Source organism: Christiangramia sp., assembly GCF_029937855.1.
Taxonomy (GTDB): Bacteria; Bacteroidota; Bacteroidia; order Flavobacteriales; family Flavobacteriaceae; genus Christiangramia.
The window spans coordinates 16,378-32,367 of record NZ_JAPYPC010000028.1 but is presented as its reverse complement, the minus strand read 5'-3'; the positions used below and the strand labels follow the sequence as shown (position 1 = coordinate 32,367).

Below are 15,990 nucleotides of genomic sequence, written 5' to 3'. Positions count from 1 at the left end.
TTTTGTAATTTGGTCCAGGTAATTAAGAACTTCATGTATGAATAATCTCATTGAGAAAGCTGATAAATTTGTTGAAGAATTATTTAAAGAAAAACTGCCAAACACCTTTATTTATCATAACTACCAGCACACAGAACGTGTGGTTAAAAGTACTAAAGAATTAATCGATAATTCTGAAATTAATGTTAAAGAGGAAGAAGCACTTATTCTGGCGGCATGGCTTCATGATACCGGCTATATTCACAAATATAAAGGGCATGAAGAAAAAAGTGCTGAAATTGCCGACTCCTTTCTCAAAGAGAATAACGCTACCGAAGACCTTATTGAAAAAGTAAAACAATATATTTTAGCTACCAGGTTTTCCAATACCCCCACCTGTCTCGGGGAAAAGATTATTAGAGATGCCGATTCATCCCACTTCGGAAAAGATTATTTTGAAGAGACCAGTGAATTTTTAAGACAGGAACTGGAACTTCATAATGTTAAAAATTTCACCAATGCTGAATGGCTAGAGGAGAACATTTATGTTTTTACAGAAAAACATCAGTACTATACCGATTATGCCCTCAAAGAATGGAAACCTAAAAAAGAGGAAAATCTTTTAGAACTCATTGAGAGTAAAAATAAGCAGGAAAAGAAATTAAAGAAGGAGGAGCATAAGGCCAGAATGAAGGCCAAATATAAAAATGAGAATCCTGAAAGAAGTATCCAGACGCTTTTTCGGGTAACCCTAAGAAACCATATAAAATTAAGTGATATTGCAGATACTAAAGCCAACATTTTACTTTCAGTAAACGCGATCATCATTTCACTGGCACTGGCTAATCTAATCCCCAAATTAGAGGCAGAATCCAATAAGCACTTACTTATTCCCAGTTTGGTTTTGGTATTATTTAGCGTTGCCTCTATAATACTATCTATAATGTCCACCCGCCCTAATGTTACCAGTGGTGAGTTTACCAAAGAGCAGGTGAAAAACAGAAATGTAAATTTATTGTTCTTCGGAAACTATCATAAAATGCCTTTTGATCAATTTAAATGGGGAATGAATAAATTAATTAAAGACAAGGATTACGTGTATGAGATGCTTATGCTGGACCTTCACTTACTGGGTAAAGTGCTGCATAGAAAATATTTTCTTTTAAGGCTCACCTATACGGTATTTATGACGGGGATTATCGTTTCGGTAATTGCATTTATTCTGGCGTTCTACTCAATGTAATTCTTCCATTAAATCTTCATAATTGATAATTTTTTCAGGATGGTTTTGATCTGGCGAGTAAAGTATATTCACTCTAATTGCTTTTAATCCTACTACACCCTGGACATCTTCTAATTCCAGCAATTCAATATCTTCCCCAAAATAATTTTTAGCCTGAAGATACTTGATGTATTGGAGATACTCCCGCTCATCACTGCTTTGAGAATAAACAATGGTCATCTTTCCCTTTTGGGTTACGCGCTCTTCTGTATCCTTGACAAAAGCTTTGTCTATTCGCTTTTTAATAATCTCATATCTGGCATTATAGGTACCATCCACATCAAATTTCTTTTCATCCATTCTATACCGAATAGACATTGTACTATTATACACCAGGATTAACGATGCAGCTTCTAATTTAATCGGGGTGTTTTCCTGTAACTGATAAAAACGATTTTCCATTTCACACATGGTGCTAAGCTGCCACAGCCTTAAATTGAATAAATAGACCTTATTGAAAGGCTTTTTATTAGCCATGGAAGCGCCTATATACATATTATGGTCTACCCCATCAGTTTTATACCTTTCAAAATAATGAGGATATATTTCCTGAGCCTGGATTTGCTTTTTGTCAATATACCTGGACATGGTTCGGTTTATTTGCTGAACGGTTTCATCATATTTTTTACGATGGTTATAAACCAATCCTGTTTCAGGATTGAGCATTGCCGTATATTTTTCAACCAGTTCCTTAATATCCTTAGATTGCTTCTTTAAATGGCTCATCAAAGGATTGACTTCTTTTTTAAGAAGGTTAAAAACTTTCTGCTCACTACTGGCATTCAGCTTTTCCTGAAGTTCTTCTTTAAAATCTGATATCCTGTACTTAACCTGGTCATAAATGGGCAATTCTTCAATAGCGTAGGCTTTTTGAATAATATCCAGGATAATATCCAGCTGATCCAATAAATCCTTTTTAATAGCATTATTTCGCGATTCCGAAGAAGCTACAATATCTATCTGTCCGTATAGAGGGTAAACATCTTTGAAGGAAATATCCTTAAAAGAAGCAAGGCCGTCTTTATCATAGTCTTTAATGAATTTTTTAGCTTCTTTTTCAAACACCCAGAGAACGCTGGGATGAATAGAAGTACACTCACTTTGGATCACCGCCTTTACCCTGTTTTCAAAATCATTCCTGTTTCTTTCAACTGTGGTGATAATATAGGGAAGGATATCATCAAGCTTAATTGCATTTATGCTATTGAGTTCATTCTTCCTTTCAGAAGCGAGTTCCAGTATCCCCAAAAGTTTACCATTTTTGGCAATAGGAGCCAGCAAACAACTTCTAACCTTATTCTTTTTTAGATTCTTCGCCAGTAGGTTATCATTCTTTTTTATATAATTATCTACATTGGAAATAGTAAAGTAAGTGTTGTTATCGATCAGCTTCTGAAAACCTGTTTCACAAATTCCCGTATCACAATCGTTAGTTAGCTCTTTATCAAGAATAAAACTTTTTGCCTCTTTATTCTCCATTCGCTCGAAAATCATCTCCTGCCGATTGAAAACCGTAAAACCTACCCGAAGATCTGGAATTTTATAAATAGATCTAAAAATTTCCTGTAGTTTCTTTAGTTCCTCCGCTTCATTCACCTCTTCAAATAAAAGGGTTGTTTTTAATTCGGAAATTGCATCATCTATGGTAACATCGGTTAAATTTACAATTGTAAAACCTTTAAAAATATAAGAATTGGGAGGTATCTTTTCCTTCCACAATTCAAGATCATCCACGTTCTGCAGTAACATATCCACATCTTCCTGAGTAACTTCAGGAGCTTTTTCCTTTTTTACGATCTCTACAAAATCGGCATTCATGGCTATCCTGTAATGTCTTTTTATTCCTTCTTTATCTGGAATATCATAATACATCGGCCTGGACACATCTACTTCATATTTGTAGTACTGTTTGAGGATTTGAATACAGGCGAAAATGTAAATATTTTCCTCATCCATATTTCTGAACCTAATTTCAAAATCCTTCCCGGCATTTTTCAAAATTTGTCTTAAACGTTTGGAAGAATTAAAAAGGATATTATGGAAGGGGACGGCAGCAGCCTTAATCTCATTATTGGTGAGAATCCCAGGAAATAGATCATCTAACAGAATTTTAATAGGTTCCTTATATTTTTTGAGAAGTTCCGGATTTTCAAAACCATCGGTTAGTTCAGGATATTTGGAAATATAAGCCAGCATATTCTCCATATATTCCTTGGAGATACTACTCTCAATTTCTTTGACCTCCTTTTCATACTCCTCTATCACCTTATGAAAGCTTATCTGAATATCGAAAGGGAAATCTTTTATTTGCTGCGTCATAGCCCGATAATTTAAAGTAAAATTAAAAGTTATAGAATCCCTTGAAGTGGAAGCTTGATGAAATTAACAATAATTTATAATTAAGGGACCACTATGAGACGGGAGTTCTTTATTTTTGTACTAAACTATAAGTAAAATGAAGAAAATCTCAATATTATTTTCCGTGATGATTCTATTATTCACGGGCTGCCAGGAGGATAAAGGATATTTTTTAAGCGGAAGTGTTTCCGGAATGGAAGACGGGAAAAAAGTCTATGTTTCTGAATATGATGCTGAAACAAATTCAACCAGCCCTTTAGACACTACCACTATTCAGCAAGGCGAATTTGAGCTTGATATGCAAAATATCGATCTCCCTAAACTTAGTTTTTTAAGCTTTGAAGGAGTTAACGGAAATGTGATTTTTATTGCCGAAAATGAGAAAATCAGTTTTGATATAAATAAAGACAGCCTTAGAAATGCTAAAATTAGTGGAGGCAAAGAAAATAAAGGACTTTCAGAATATTTAAACCATTTAAATGAATTAAATCGTAAAATGGGGAAAATGCAGCAGGAAATGAGACAGGCCATGACTTCCCGAGATACAGCTAAACTTGCAACTATGCGAGAAACTCAGCTGGAATTAAGGGATAATGACGAAAATTTTAAAAAGGATTTATTCAATAGAAATAAAGATTCTTATTTAGCAGTGATGCTACTTACTGATATGTTAAAAATGAAGACACTTTCTTCAGCTGAAGTAAGAGAAATGTACGATGAAGTATCAGATAGAATTAAAAAAACTCCCATGGCCAAAAACTTAGAGAAAGTTTTGGAGCAGAATAAAGCTGCGGAAGTTGGAAGCAAAGCTCCTGAATTTTCAGGCCCTACTCCAGACGGAAAAGAATTATCCCTCAGTGATAATTTGGGGAAAGTAACTATTGTAGATTTCTGGGCTGCCTGGTGTAAGCCATGTCGCATTGAAAATCCTAATCTTGTTAGGACGTATAACAAATATAAAGACCAGGGACTAAGCGTTATTAGTGTTTCTTTAGACAGACCGGGGCAAAAAGACCGATGGATTCAGGCAATTGAAGAAGATAATTTAGAACAGTGGAACCACGTCTCAAACCTGCAATTCTGGAATGATCCTATTGCCAGGAAATATAAAATTTCAGCAATACCTGCGACTTTTATTTTGGATGAAAAGGGGATAATTGTGGCGAAAAATTTAAGAGGTGATGCCCTGGAAAATAAGATTGGAGAACTACTTCAGTAATTTATATTCCCAATTATTTAGATCCGGTTAAAGAAACCAGATCGGTTAGCTTTTAATATTAAGAAGTTAGATTTTACTCACCGAGAGACAAAGTAAGCCTGAAATTGTGTTTTTCAAAGAATGCCACATTTAAATAAATTAATAAAACCAGGGTATATAGAAGATACTTTCAACTATCAAAAATATCGGATTCAGGTTCGTTCTTTAAAATTTTTATAGGACACCACTGGTTCTAAATAAAAAGGCTGTCTAAAAGTTGTGGGCATTCATTTAGAATAACGAAGCAGGCATTAAGTTTTTATACAGCCTTTCATTTTTTTTTATTGCAACTCGAAACCTACGTTTACTTTAATCTTTATCTCAAGTTCTCCCGGTGCGATAGTTTGCTGACTGCCTTTAGCTGAACTCATTTCTACAACAGCATCCATTCTATACATCGGCTGAAAATTATTAGAATCCATTTCACTTATAGAAACTGCTTTGCCAATTCCCTGCCCTAATGGCTCTGCTAGTTCCCTGGCTGTGTTTTGAGCATCAAGAACAGCTAATTTTCGGGCTTCTTTTTCATATTTCTCTATTTCTGAAGATTTGAACTCAATCCCGTCTATTCTATTTAAACCATTCTCCAGGAGACCTTTCATGATTTTCTCATAATCTGTAAGATCTTGCAATTTAATAGAAATAGCCTGGTTAGCCACATATGTATAGGATTTGTCATTATAATCATATCGCTTATTCAGGTTAATATATTCGGTTTTAATATCCTTTTCATCGATGTTTTGAGATTTTAGATATTTAATGATCTTATTAACCACCTCGTCATTTTGCTTTTTAACTTCAGCAGCAGAGGAACCCTCATGTTCAATTCTGGATTTAATGAGGACTTCATCTGGTTCTACTTTCACGACACCTTCCCCTGTGACGTTTACCATAGATCTTTCCAGGTTTTGCTGCGCAAACATAGGGATGGTAGTAATTAGAGCCAGCACAAAAAATAACTTTTTCATATTAAATAGTTTTTAGTTTCAGAATCCGAATGGCAAGAAGGGTACCAAACTATATATAACCGGTCCTTTGCAGTAAAAAAAGTATCACAATTGGTATAGCCAGAAGAATTACCATAAGAAGATGGCTTTCAAAAACCCAGGGCGCCAACATCATGGTTAAAAAATATCCCCCTGTAGCGCCGCCAAAATGAGCATCATGCCCAATATTATCGGATCTACGCTTCATTCCGTAGATAGTATAAAAGAGATATCCTATTCCAAATACATAGGCAGGAATGGGAATAACAAAGAACAGGCCTAAGGTCATATCCGGTTGTAATAATATAGCGGAATATAAAATCCCCATCACTGCACCACTTGCCCCCACTGCGGTATAGTTCAAATCGTCTTTGTGAAAATAATACGAAAGCAAGTTCCCTAATAATAAACTCCCAACATATATAATTAAGAATGCCGGAGCACCCATGGCGTAAATAACCACATTGGCGAAAAAATACAAGGTCAGCATATTTACAAATAAATGACCGGTATCTACGTGAAGAAAACCTGAGGTGGCTATTTGAAATTTTGAACCGCTTTTTATATCGGCTACATTGAATTTGAATTTATTAAAGAAGGCTTTATCGCTAAAACCCTTGAATGAAACCAAAACATTTACCACAATAACGGCAAGTGTCACCAGGTTTAAATCTCCCATATTTGCTTAAGTTTAATTTCAAATATACCATATATTTGCGGAAAGAATTTTTATGCAAGGCTTAGTTTTCTGGTTAGTCTACCCACTCCTTTGGCTTATTTCTATTTTACCATTTCGGCTTTTTTATTTAGTATCAGATATGGTATTCGTACTGGTTTATCATATAGTAGGTTATAGAAAAAAAACAGTTTGGAATAACCTTAAGCTGGTATTTCCGAAGAAGTCAGATTCCGAATTGAAAAAGATCCGAAAGAGGTTTTATAGCCATATGTGCGATATGTTCCTGGAAATGATAAAAAGCATCTCTATTTCTGAAAAGCAAATAAAAAAGAGATATGAATTTACCAATCTTGATTATTTAAGAACCCTGGAGGCAAAGAACAAAAGCCTGGTGGTCATGTGCGGACATTATGCAAGTTATGAATGGATGAACGCATTGCAGTTACATGGACTGAAATTTCATTCTTTTGGAATTTATAAAAGAATTAGAAATAAGCATTTTGATGATCTGGTAAGAAAGATAAGGGGACGGTTTGGTGGAACTTTAATTAGTTCTTATAAAGCTACCGCGACCATCATTCAGAATGAAAGAGAGGGAAAACTGGCAAATTATGCCATGATTGCAGATCAATCCCCAAAAATGCGTAGGGCATTTTACTGGCTTCATTTTATGGGAATACGAGTACCGGTATTTGAAGGATCTGAAAAATTAGCCCGAAAGTTAGATTTAAGTGTCTTATACCTTCATGTGGAGAAAGTGGGAAGAGGTAAATATAGTGCCACACTGGTGCCTATTACCGAAGATGCGCCAAATGAACCTGAGCATTATATCACGGAAAAGTTTATCGAGTTACTGGAAAAACAAATTCGAAAGGAACCGGCATATTATTTATGGACTCATAAACGATGGAAACATCGCAATGAGCCCATTCCTGAAAATGCCACCATAATAAATTAGGCTATAATCGTTTTAATTTCCTTTATCATTTTTTGAGCCAGATCATCAGCTTCTCTTTGAGATTTAGCTTCGGTATAAATTCTAATGATCGGCTCGGTATTAGATTTTCTTAGATGCACCCAATTTTCAGGAAAGTCGATCTTCACACCATCTACCGTAGAAATTTCCTCTGTAGCATGTCTTTTTTCAACAGCTTTTAAGATGCCATCTACATCGAGATCTGGTGTTAATTCAATTTTATTTTTACTCATAAAATAAGAAGGATATCCATTCCTGATTTCTGAAATTTTTTTCCCATTTTCAGCCAGGTATGTTAAAAATAAAGCTGTTCCCACAAGGCTATCCCTCCCGTAATGAGCCTCAGGATAGATAATGCCTCCGTTACCTTCTCCTCCAATAACGGCCTGGTTATCTTTCATCAACTTTACAACATTTACTTCTCCAACGGCACTGGCCTCATATTTCCCATCATGTTTTTCAGTAATATCGCGTAGCGCCCGAGAAGACGATAAATTGCTCACAGTATTGCCCGGTGTTTTTGAAAGTACATAATCTGCGCAGGCAACCAACGTATATTCTTCCCCAAACATTTCTCCATTTTCATCAATAAAGGCTAATCTGTCAACATCAGGATCCACCACGATCCCAAGGTCTGCTTTTTCCTTTTTTACAAGTTCACAGATATCTGTTAAATGTTCCTTTAGAGGCTCAGGATTATGAGGGAAATGACCGTTAGGCTCACAATAAAGTTCTATCACCTCAACCCCCATTTTCTTCAGTAAAGCAGGAATTGCTATTCCTCCGGTTGAATTTACTGCATCCACGGCTACTTTAAATTTTGAAGTGGCCACTTTACCTGCATCAACTAGCTTCAGTTTTAAAACTTCCTCAATGTGCTTTTCGATATAATTCTCTATAGCAGTTATTTGTCCCAGCTCATCAACTTCTGCAAATTCAAAACCTTCGTTCTCTGCAATTTTTAAAATTTCAGCTCCGGCTTCTCCATCAAGAAACTCACCTTTTTTATTAAGTAGTTTTAAAGCATTCCATTGTTTTGGGTTATGACTTGCGGTTAAAATAATTCCACCATCTGCGTTTTCCATGGGAACTGCTATTTCCACGGTTGGAGTTGTTGAAAGTCCCAGGTCTATAACATCAATCCCTAATCCGGTTAAGGTATTCATGGTTAATTCCTGTATCATTTTACCGGAAATTCTGGCATCTCTGCCTACCACAACTTTAATATTGTTTTTTCCTGATTCTTTTTTTAACCAGGTTCCGTAGGCAGCAGCAAATTTTACAGTATCCAAAGGAGTAAGATTTTTACCAGTAGCGCCTCCAATGGTTCCTCTAATTCCGGAGATTGATTTTATTAATGTCATTGTACTATTTAATATTTATAACTTGTTCACTTTAGAAATCCAGGGATTTCCATATTTAGCAAATATACATGGCTGTATTTCTTCTCTCCAAAACTTAACAAAAATTAACCCTGGTATGCTATTATTTGTATCTTTCCCTAATGAATTTTTTGGCGCATATCTACCTCTCTGGAAATAATGATGAGATTAAAATCGGCAATTTCATGGCCGACTCGATTAAAGGAAAAAAATATCAAAAGTATCCCAGGAATATTCAAAAAGGTATTATACTGCACCGAGCTATAGATTTTTATACCGACACACATCCGGTTTTTAGAGAAAGTACCCATAGATTATTTTCAGAATACAGCCATTATAGTGGAGTTATTGTAGATATATTCTACGATCATTTTCTGGCTTCAAATTGGACCAAATATTCTCCAGTCCCTTTAAAAGATTTTACCCTAAATTTTTACGACTTACTGAAAGAGAACTTTGCTATTCTACCTACGAAAGTAAAGAGTTTTCTTCCTTACATGATAGAGGATAATTGGTTGTTAAGCTATGCTGAGATTGATGGAATTGAAAAAGTTCTTTCCGGGATGAATAGACGAACCGGAAGAAAATCTAATATGAATCTCGCTGTTAAAGAACTAAAACAGTATTATCCGGAATTCGAAAAGGAATTTAAAATATTTTTTGATGATGTAACCAGGTTCAGCAAGGTCAAACTTGAGAAAATAGAAATATTATAAGTTCCCTGAGGAAAGTCTAGGAAAAATTAAAAAATTAGATTTCATAATTTATAGAATTACAAGTTAACCAGGAAGCTTCTAACCTATGAAGAAAAAAAGACCGGCTTGAACCGGTCTTTCTTTTTAGAAAAAATTAAATTTTTACTTAACAAATTTCCATCTTCCGTTTATTAGTTCTACTTGTTTCAGGTTTTTTCCTTTCTCAACCCACCATTTATCATCTTTTCTTAAAACCATCACTCCTTCAATAACATAATACTCCCCATTAATATACTCTGGTTCCGGATTGGTTGGTTCCGGCTCAGTAGGTTCCGGTTCTGTAGGCTCCGGTTCTGTAGGCTCCGGTTCCGTTGGTGCCGGCTCAGTTACTTCACCGGGATACATTACATTAATTCCCTCAATATCACCGTTTGAAAGCGCTGTACGTTGAACGGAATAGAGTGAGCCGTCTTTTCTAGTAATTGTGGGCTTACCGGTTGCTGAAAATGAGTAGGGACTGTACATCATGATTGAACCAAGATCTAAACCTGCAGTATATTCTGCACCATCCCAACCTGCAGCTTCATATGTTTTAAAATTATGTTCCCTTCCGGAAAGAATATTGTCAAAATGAACTGTTATTGTCTGATCTCTATCGGCTCTACTTTGTTCATGCCATAATCCCACGGCATGTCCTATTTCATGAATGGTATTCCCAGTTGAACAGGCATCAGCTAAAGTAATTGGTTGTCTTCCCCCTATCATTCCAATGTAAGAAGAGCATCCTCCTCCCGGAGTAAAATATACATAGTTAGATTCAGAAGATCGCCTTACAAATTTAACGGCTGTATTACTTTCCCAATGATTAATAGCATCAGTTACCCGTTGCTGATTTGGCAATGAAGCATCAATTTCATAATACACTATATTATCTGGCCAGAAATATTTTGTTCTTCCAACACTTTTATTTGTCGCACCAGGATTTTCGCCAGCGTCAAGAATTGAATCCACAGGACTTTTAGAAATATTAGCTTCCGGAAGAAATATATCTCCCTGATAAACAAATTTGCCGTTTATTTCCTCAACCGGAAGTTTTCTACCCGCAAAATAGATATCTGCAATACTACCTGTTGTATTAGGATATGCAACTTCCGTTAGATCATCCTTAAAAATGGAACTTGCTTTATTCTGTTCTATGGAAGATTCAGAAAAATTGTCTTCGCTACAGCCAATTATAGACAATAACGGAATTGCTAAAAGAAATTTTAAGTTTTTCATAAGTAGGTATTTAATTGATAATATCTGATTTGTTTGGGTTTAAATCAGACTTGAAAATTTTATTGCTTTTAGTCGGTAAATAAATACACTTTATAGATTAATACGATTGCAGGTAGAATTAGGTAGTTAAAATATTAACTGTGGAAAATATCTACATTAGGTGTGATTTTAACATATATTTTACACAAAAAAAACCTCGATAATATTCCCATAAAACCGAGGTTTTTGTTGATTATAAATTAATGGACTATGCCCACTCCCAGCTCCCATTCACTAAGCGTACGGCTCTCCATCCAAATCTGGTTTGATACCACCAGCTGTCATAATACCTTAAAACTGTTACCCCAGCAATAGTATAATACTCACCGTTTATATAATTTGGTGTAGTTACTTCGCCACCGGTCGATGGATACATTGCGTTAACACCTTGCTTATCGCCGCTAGATAAACTAGATCTTTGAGCATTATAAGTACTACCATCTTTTTTAGTGATCGTAGGTTGACCATTGCTAGAGAAAGAATAAGCGCTGTACATCATGATAGAACCAAAATCAAGGTTAGTGGTAAATTCATCTCCATCAAAGCCCTGGGCAGCATATGTTTCAAAGTTATAATCTCTTCCACTTTTTATGTTATCCCAATGGATTGTGATGTGATTATCTCTATCTACCCGACTTTGCTCGTGCCATAACCCAATTGCGTGACCAATTTCATGTATCGTATTACCCGTAGAACAGGCATCTGCGAGGGTAATATTTTGTTTCCCGCCTGTCATACCAATATAAGAAGAACAACCGGATCCTGGTGTGAAATAAATATAGTTAGACTGTCCCGACCGTTTTACAAACTCAAGATTGGTATTAGCTTCCCAGTGACTTATAGCATCGTAAACTCTATTCTTATCAGGTAAACTACCGTCTATGTCGTAAAAAACGGTATTATCTGGCCAATAATGGGAAGTACGGCCAACGCTTTTTTGAGGTGCTTGTCCTTTCTCATAGATAACCTCTACAGGGCTTTTAGAAGTCTTATTTCTAGGTATGATGATATCTCCCTGATAGACATATTGTCCCTCTATATCTTCTACAGGTAACTTTAATCCTGTATAGTAAACGTCTGAAACTGTTCCGAACTGTTCCGGAAAGGCTACTTCCGTAACATTATCTAGAAGATTCTTAGATTGGGTCTGAGGCGTGTTTTCTGAATTGATTTGATCTGTAACCGGGTCTTCGCTACATGCAAAAATTGCAAGGAGGGGTAATACGAAAACTAATTTCAATTTTCTCATAAGTAGGTCTTTTAATTTTTGTTTTAAAATAATTCTAAAATTTTGTTTGCTGTCAGTGATTTGCAAAGTCCGTTCCAAAAAAATTAACTTAATTTATAGTTAAATTTTTAACAGTCAAATTCTTACAAATTTTTATACTTAAGAAGAAATATCTCATTTGGGAAAAGAAAAGTCTTCCAGATTATAAAAATCATGAAATATCAAAAAGCCCAATTTTAAAGGTTTTATGGATTTTTAATGTAAATAAAATCGTTTGCATACCACTGTTATATATTATCTAACATATCATTTTTTTTACAATAAAACTCTTTTAGAAAAATTTAACATAAAAAAAGCTGTCCGGAAAAGATCCGGACAGCTCATACTACATTCCCTAGAGAGAATGAGTAAATTAACCCGCAAAATTAGTCACCCCCCGGTCAAATAATTCAGTCGGGTTAATATACATTCCATAATTAATTCGCTGGACAATAGTTCAGCAATATCTGAACATTATTTTGAACGCCATGGTTACCAGCAAATGTTACCGTTCGATTCGTTAGACCTCCTAAGTCACTCAAACACTGCTCAGTGCCATCATCAATGATAACTCCAAGGTCATCAATAAGGTGGCCGAATTGCATACCTACATCAACTATTACATCTCCGTCATCTGTAGTTATAGTAACAACACCAATCAAATCAGTTCCTTCTAATATGTTATAAGAACCTGTAATTGCATCAGGAGTTTCTTCTGACTGGTCAAAATCCCACGTTGTGCAATCTGTATCAGTAGTAAAGTTACAGGTAAAGTCTGGATCTCCTCCGCCATTTACTTGACAACCTACATTATTAACTGTAGCACCTGCTGGAGTATTTGAACATTCGTCCAAGTAATCATCAACACCATCATTGTCGCTATCTAAAGGACATCCATTTCCATCTACTTCACCAGGTTCTACCTCGTCTGGAGTATTAGGACAATTATCGTTTCTGTCAATCACCCCATCTCCATCATCGTCATCATCACATCCATCACCTTCTGTATCTCCAGGACAGTTATCTCCATTGCCGTTTCCACCACCGATGGTTTCATCCCCTTCAAGAGCATCTTCGCATTCACCTATAAGTAAATGTAGATATTCGTTGGTAGTGCCATCGCCATTAAGAAGATCGTTAACCGCTTCCCAGGTTAACTGAACTGGAACGGGAGTATTATCTATATCGCCAGTTCCATCCCAATCTTCAGGATAAATGATAAGGTATAGATATGGTTCATCATCATCAAGGTTAGCAGGAGGACCTGGAACTACAAGACATAACGGATCTGCATAATACTCTCCATTATCTCGGGTTCCAGTAGTCGCCATTGCACCCATATCCTGATTATGATCATATAATTGGATACCAGAATCATCAGTACCAAAATAGAGATCTACAGAATAATCAGCTACAAAGTGTCTTCCATTCTCATCACAATAATTCACAAAAAGACATAATGGAACAATTTCTTCAGGAAGGATATTAAAGAATACGTAGCCATATTCGTTTACCATTCTTCTATCGAAACAAAGTACTTCTACGTTTATATATGGTTTTGTACCATCTTCAACCTCGAAAGTGAAGGGTAATGAGCGATCAACATAACCGGCAAACTGATTATTTGGAGCATTAGCTGTTCTTTTTGGTGCAATCCAGATAAGTTCCGTATCAGCATCATCAGGATCACCATCATATACCATAAAGCCATTAAGGCTAACAGTTACAGAACTATTATCTGCAACTGGAATTTTTAAATCATCAGAATAATCTGTGAAAAATCCATTCTCATCTTCAAGGATATCTACCTCTGTAGAATAGTTATTTCCTCCATAAGAAAATTCAATTACTGCCACCGCGGGCTCTTCATCTGAACAATCAGGAACCTGATTGAAATGACCTTTACTCATGCCTCTGTTGGCCAGGTCATTTAATACTGCTCCAAATTGAAGATTTACAGATTGAGCTCCTGATGGATCATCAATCACAGCAGAACTTTCTTCTTTACTACATGAAGTTAACATCAATGTCATTACAGCGACATAGGCTAAACATCTATTAATAATTTTCATAATGTTTATTTTTGGTTAATATTTAAAATGGTTGATAAAACCGGTCAATATTTCAATTGACCGGTTTTCACTTGCTACATATCCATACATACACCTTCACCGTGAATTACAATAAAGAAACTATCGTCTCCAGTCCAGGTAAATGTGAAAGAATCTCCATCATTAACCTCTACATCACGATTCATGTTGTACTGTCCAGGTGCTTGTAATGTTTGCCTGGATGGAACATCTTCTGAAATATTGACGTGAAGAGTATCGAAATCATTATTTGGATTTTCGAAATCAAAGGTAACCACTACCTCATCTGTTAGTCGGTTAAAAGTAATAGTTACATCCCCAATATCCGTATTGTCATTTAGATTGTACTGAGTACTTGCCCCTGCATAAATATCCAGAGTTTTTGTAGTTACATCAGCAGTTGCCCTAAAGTCATAAATGAATCCCCATCGATTAGGACCATCAGTTAACTCATTAAATTGGATGGCATTTGCATCACTGGCACTACCAACATAGGCAGTTTCATCACAATCATCTCCATTACCATTATCACATCCGTCACCAACTCCATTGATACAGTCATCAGTATTGTCACAGATACCATCTCCATCAGCATCACCACCGCTGGTAGTACAATCATCTCCACCACCAGGACAATCTGGACCTACACCGTTAATACAACCATCCTCATTATCACAGATTCCATCTTCATCTACATCACCACCATTGGTAGTACAATCATCACCTCCGCCTGGGTTTCCATCGCACCCTATAAATAAGTGGATATATTCGTTAGTTTCTCCGTCATCGTTCAGAAGATCCTCTACGTCGCTCCAGCTTAAACCAACTTCTGGTAAAGGAGTATTATCAATATCTCCATATGTTCCCATCCAGTCTTCTGGGGTTATAACATAGAATAAATAATCTTCATCTGGATTATCGAAAGGAGATTCTGGAACTACCAGACAAACTGGGTCTGCGGAATTATTATCATTATCTAAATCTGGAGTTGAATCACTGTATAAAGTCACTCTATCTTCACCATCTAAGTAATAAAGTGCTACAGAATAATTACCCACGAAGTGTCTTCCATCTGGGGTTGGACAATAGTTAGCAAAGAAACATAGTGGCACTAACTGACCTGGAATAATATCAAAGAAAGGATATCCATATTCATTTACATTTCTTCTGTCAAAGCATAGCACTTCCACATCTATATATGGTTTTGTACCTGCCTGAACTATTATATCAAAAGGAAGAGGATTATCCACGTAACCATCAAACTGGTTTGGGTTTTCCTCAGAGGCAATAGGTGCGATCCAGATAAGACTTGTATTCTCATCATCAGGATCTCCGTTATAAACCATAAACTCTTCAAGGGTAACAGTAGTAGATGCTCCTGTAACTGGTATTTTCAGTTCTTCTGCATAATCTGTAAAATAGCCCTGTTCATCTTCAAGGATATCTACATCCACATTATAAGTATTTCCTCCATAGCTAAATTGTATTCTAGCCACCGCTGGGTCTTCACTAGAACAAGTTGGTATTTGGTCAAAGTGACCTTTTGTCATTGACCTGTTTGCCAGATCATTTAAAACAGCCCCAAAAGAGAGGACTGCAGTTTCTTCGCCCGGTTCCTTAGGAATATTTGTTTCTTCCTTACTACATGAGGTAAACAGCAATGCAAATATTGCTAGCATTCCCATGCAAATTTTAAATTTTTTCATAATTAAAAGTTTTAG

12 protein-coding genes are annotated in these 15,990 nt (G+C 36.0%); 4 read left to right on the top strand and 8 right to left on the bottom strand.

What is annotated here, in order from left to right:
• Window positions 1-37: 37 nt before the first annotated feature.
• On the top strand, window positions 38-1,222 hold the full coding sequence (locus tag Q1K34_RS13895) for a Pycsar system effector family protein (protein ID WP_300440049.1): 1,185 nt from the start codon (window positions 38-40) through the stop codon (window positions 1,220-1,222).
• Here Q1K34_RS13895 and Q1K34_RS13890 read toward each other — a convergent pair.
• Complete coding sequence (locus tag Q1K34_RS13890) at window positions 1,214-3,580, bottom strand: GAF domain-containing protein (protein WP_300440046.1); 2,367 nt, start codon at window positions 3,578-3,580, stop codon at window positions 1,214-1,216. The two genes, Q1K34_RS13895 and Q1K34_RS13890, sit on opposite strands and share 9 nt — an antisense overlap.
• Window positions 3,581-3,716: 136 nt before the next feature.
• On the opposite strand from Q1K34_RS13890, the gene Q1K34_RS13885 reads away from it, so the two are divergent.
• A complete protein-coding gene (locus Q1K34_RS13885; RefSeq protein WP_300440044.1) occupies window positions 3,717-4,838 on the top strand; it encodes a TlpA disulfide reductase family protein in 1,122 nt (373 codons plus the stop codon).
• Window positions 4,839-5,158: 320 nt separating this feature from the next.
• Here Q1K34_RS13885 and Q1K34_RS13880 read toward each other — a convergent pair whose 3' ends face one another.
• Window positions 5,159-5,845: an SIMPL domain-containing protein gene (locus tag Q1K34_RS13880; protein WP_300440042.1), complete on the bottom strand. Its 687-nt coding sequence runs from the start codon at window positions 5,843-5,845 to the stop codon at window positions 5,159-5,161.
• A 49-nt stretch (window positions 5,846-5,894) separates the two neighbouring features.
• Entirely contained in the window at window positions 5,895-6,542 is a 648-nt protein-coding gene (locus Q1K34_RS13875) for a rhomboid family intramembrane serine protease (protein WP_300440040.1), read from the bottom strand.
• A gap of 52 nt (window positions 6,543-6,594) precedes the next feature.
• Here Q1K34_RS13875 and Q1K34_RS13870 point away from each other — a divergent pair, with 52 nt between their 5' ends.
• On the top strand, window positions 6,595-7,500 hold the full coding sequence (locus Q1K34_RS13870) for a lysophospholipid acyltransferase family protein (RefSeq protein ID WP_300440037.1): 906 nt from the start codon (window positions 6,595-6,597) through the stop codon (window positions 7,498-7,500).
• Here the strand turns inward: Q1K34_RS13870 and glmM are convergent.
• Window positions 7,497-8,882: a phosphoglucosamine mutase gene (gene glmM / locus Q1K34_RS13865; RefSeq protein WP_300440033.1), complete on the bottom strand. Its 1,386-nt coding sequence runs from the start codon at window positions 8,880-8,882 to the stop codon at window positions 7,497-7,499. The genes Q1K34_RS13870 and glmM overlap by 4 nt on opposite strands.
• A 140-nt stretch (window positions 8,883-9,022) precedes the next feature.
• Here glmM and Q1K34_RS13860 point away from each other — a divergent pair, with 140 nt between their 5' ends.
• Window positions 9,023-9,616, top strand: a complete 594-nt coding sequence (locus Q1K34_RS13860) for an ACP phosphodiesterase (protein WP_300440030.1) — start codon at window positions 9,023-9,025, stop codon at window positions 9,614-9,616.
• 141 nt (window positions 9,617-9,757) lie between these two features.
• Here the strand turns inward: Q1K34_RS13860 and Q1K34_RS13855 are convergent, their stop codons facing one another.
• The 4 genes from Q1K34_RS13855 to Q1K34_RS13840 form a co-directional block, all read right to left on the bottom strand.
• Window positions 9,758-10,873 carry a M12 family metallopeptidase gene (locus tag Q1K34_RS13855; RefSeq protein WP_300440027.1) on the bottom strand — a complete coding sequence of 372 codons (1,116 nt, stop codon included), beginning with the start codon at window positions 10,871-10,873 and terminating at the stop codon, window positions 9,758-9,760.
• A 247-nt stretch (window positions 10,874-11,120) separates the two neighbouring features.
• A complete protein-coding gene (locus Q1K34_RS13850; RefSeq protein WP_300440024.1) occupies window positions 11,121-12,161 on the bottom strand; it encodes a M12 family metallopeptidase in 1,041 nt (346 codons plus the stop codon).
• A gap of 455 nt (window positions 12,162-12,616) precedes the next feature.
• Window positions 12,617-14,251, bottom strand: coding sequence for a thrombospondin type 3 repeat-containing protein (locus tag Q1K34_RS13845; protein WP_300440021.1), 1,635 nt, complete (start codon window positions 14,249-14,251; stop codon window positions 12,617-12,619).
• A gap of 74 nt (window positions 14,252-14,325) precedes the next feature.
• Window positions 14,326-15,975, bottom strand: coding sequence for a hypothetical protein (locus tag Q1K34_RS13840; RefSeq protein ID WP_300440019.1), 1,650 nt, complete (start codon window positions 15,973-15,975; stop codon window positions 14,326-14,328).
• Window positions 15,976-15,990: the final 15 nt, after the last annotated feature.

What these genes read in the sequence shown, in the direction of transcription:
- Q1K34_RS13850 (WP_300440024.1), bottom strand. Translation starts at nt 12,161, where the DNA reads ATGAGAAAATTGAAATTAGTTTTCGTATTACCCCTCCTTGCAATTTTT.
- Q1K34_RS13885 (WP_300440044.1), top strand. Translation starts at nt 3,717, where the DNA reads ATGAAGAAAATCTCAATATTATTTTCCGTGATGATTCTATTATTCACG.
- Q1K34_RS13845 (WP_300440021.1), bottom strand. Translation starts at nt 14,251, where the DNA reads ATGAAAATTATTAATAGATGTTTAGCCTATGTCGCTGTAATGACATTG.
- Q1K34_RS13870 (WP_300440037.1), top strand. Translation starts at nt 6,595, where the DNA reads ATGCAAGGCTTAGTTTTCTGGTTAGTCTACCCACTCCTTTGGCTTATT.
- Q1K34_RS13855 (WP_300440027.1), bottom strand. Translation starts at nt 10,873, where the DNA reads ATGAAAAACTTAAAATTTCTTTTAGCAATTCCGTTATTGTCTATAATT.
- glmM (WP_300440033.1), bottom strand. Translation starts at nt 8,882, where the DNA reads ATGACATTAATAAAATCAATCTCCGGAATTAGAGGAACCATTGGAGGC.
- Q1K34_RS13840 (WP_300440019.1), bottom strand. Translation starts at nt 15,975, where the DNA reads ATGAAAAAATTTAAAATTTGCATGGGAATGCTAGCAATATTTGCATTG.
- Q1K34_RS13895 (WP_300440049.1), top strand. Translation starts at nt 38, where the DNA reads ATGAATAATCTCATTGAGAAAGCTGATAAATTTGTTGAAGAATTATTT.
- Q1K34_RS13890 (WP_300440046.1), bottom strand. Translation starts at nt 3,580, where the DNA reads ATGACGCAGCAAATAAAAGATTTCCCTTTCGATATTCAGATAAGCTTT.
- Q1K34_RS13875 (WP_300440040.1), bottom strand. Translation starts at nt 6,542, where the DNA reads ATGGGAGATTTAAACCTGGTGACACTTGCCGTTATTGTGGTAAATGTT.
- Q1K34_RS13880 (WP_300440042.1), bottom strand. Translation starts at nt 5,845, where the DNA reads ATGAAAAAGTTATTTTTTGTGCTGGCTCTAATTACTACCATCCCTATG.
- Q1K34_RS13860 (WP_300440030.1), top strand. Translation starts at nt 9,023, where the DNA reads ATGAATTTTTTGGCGCATATCTACCTCTCTGGAAATAATGATGAGATT.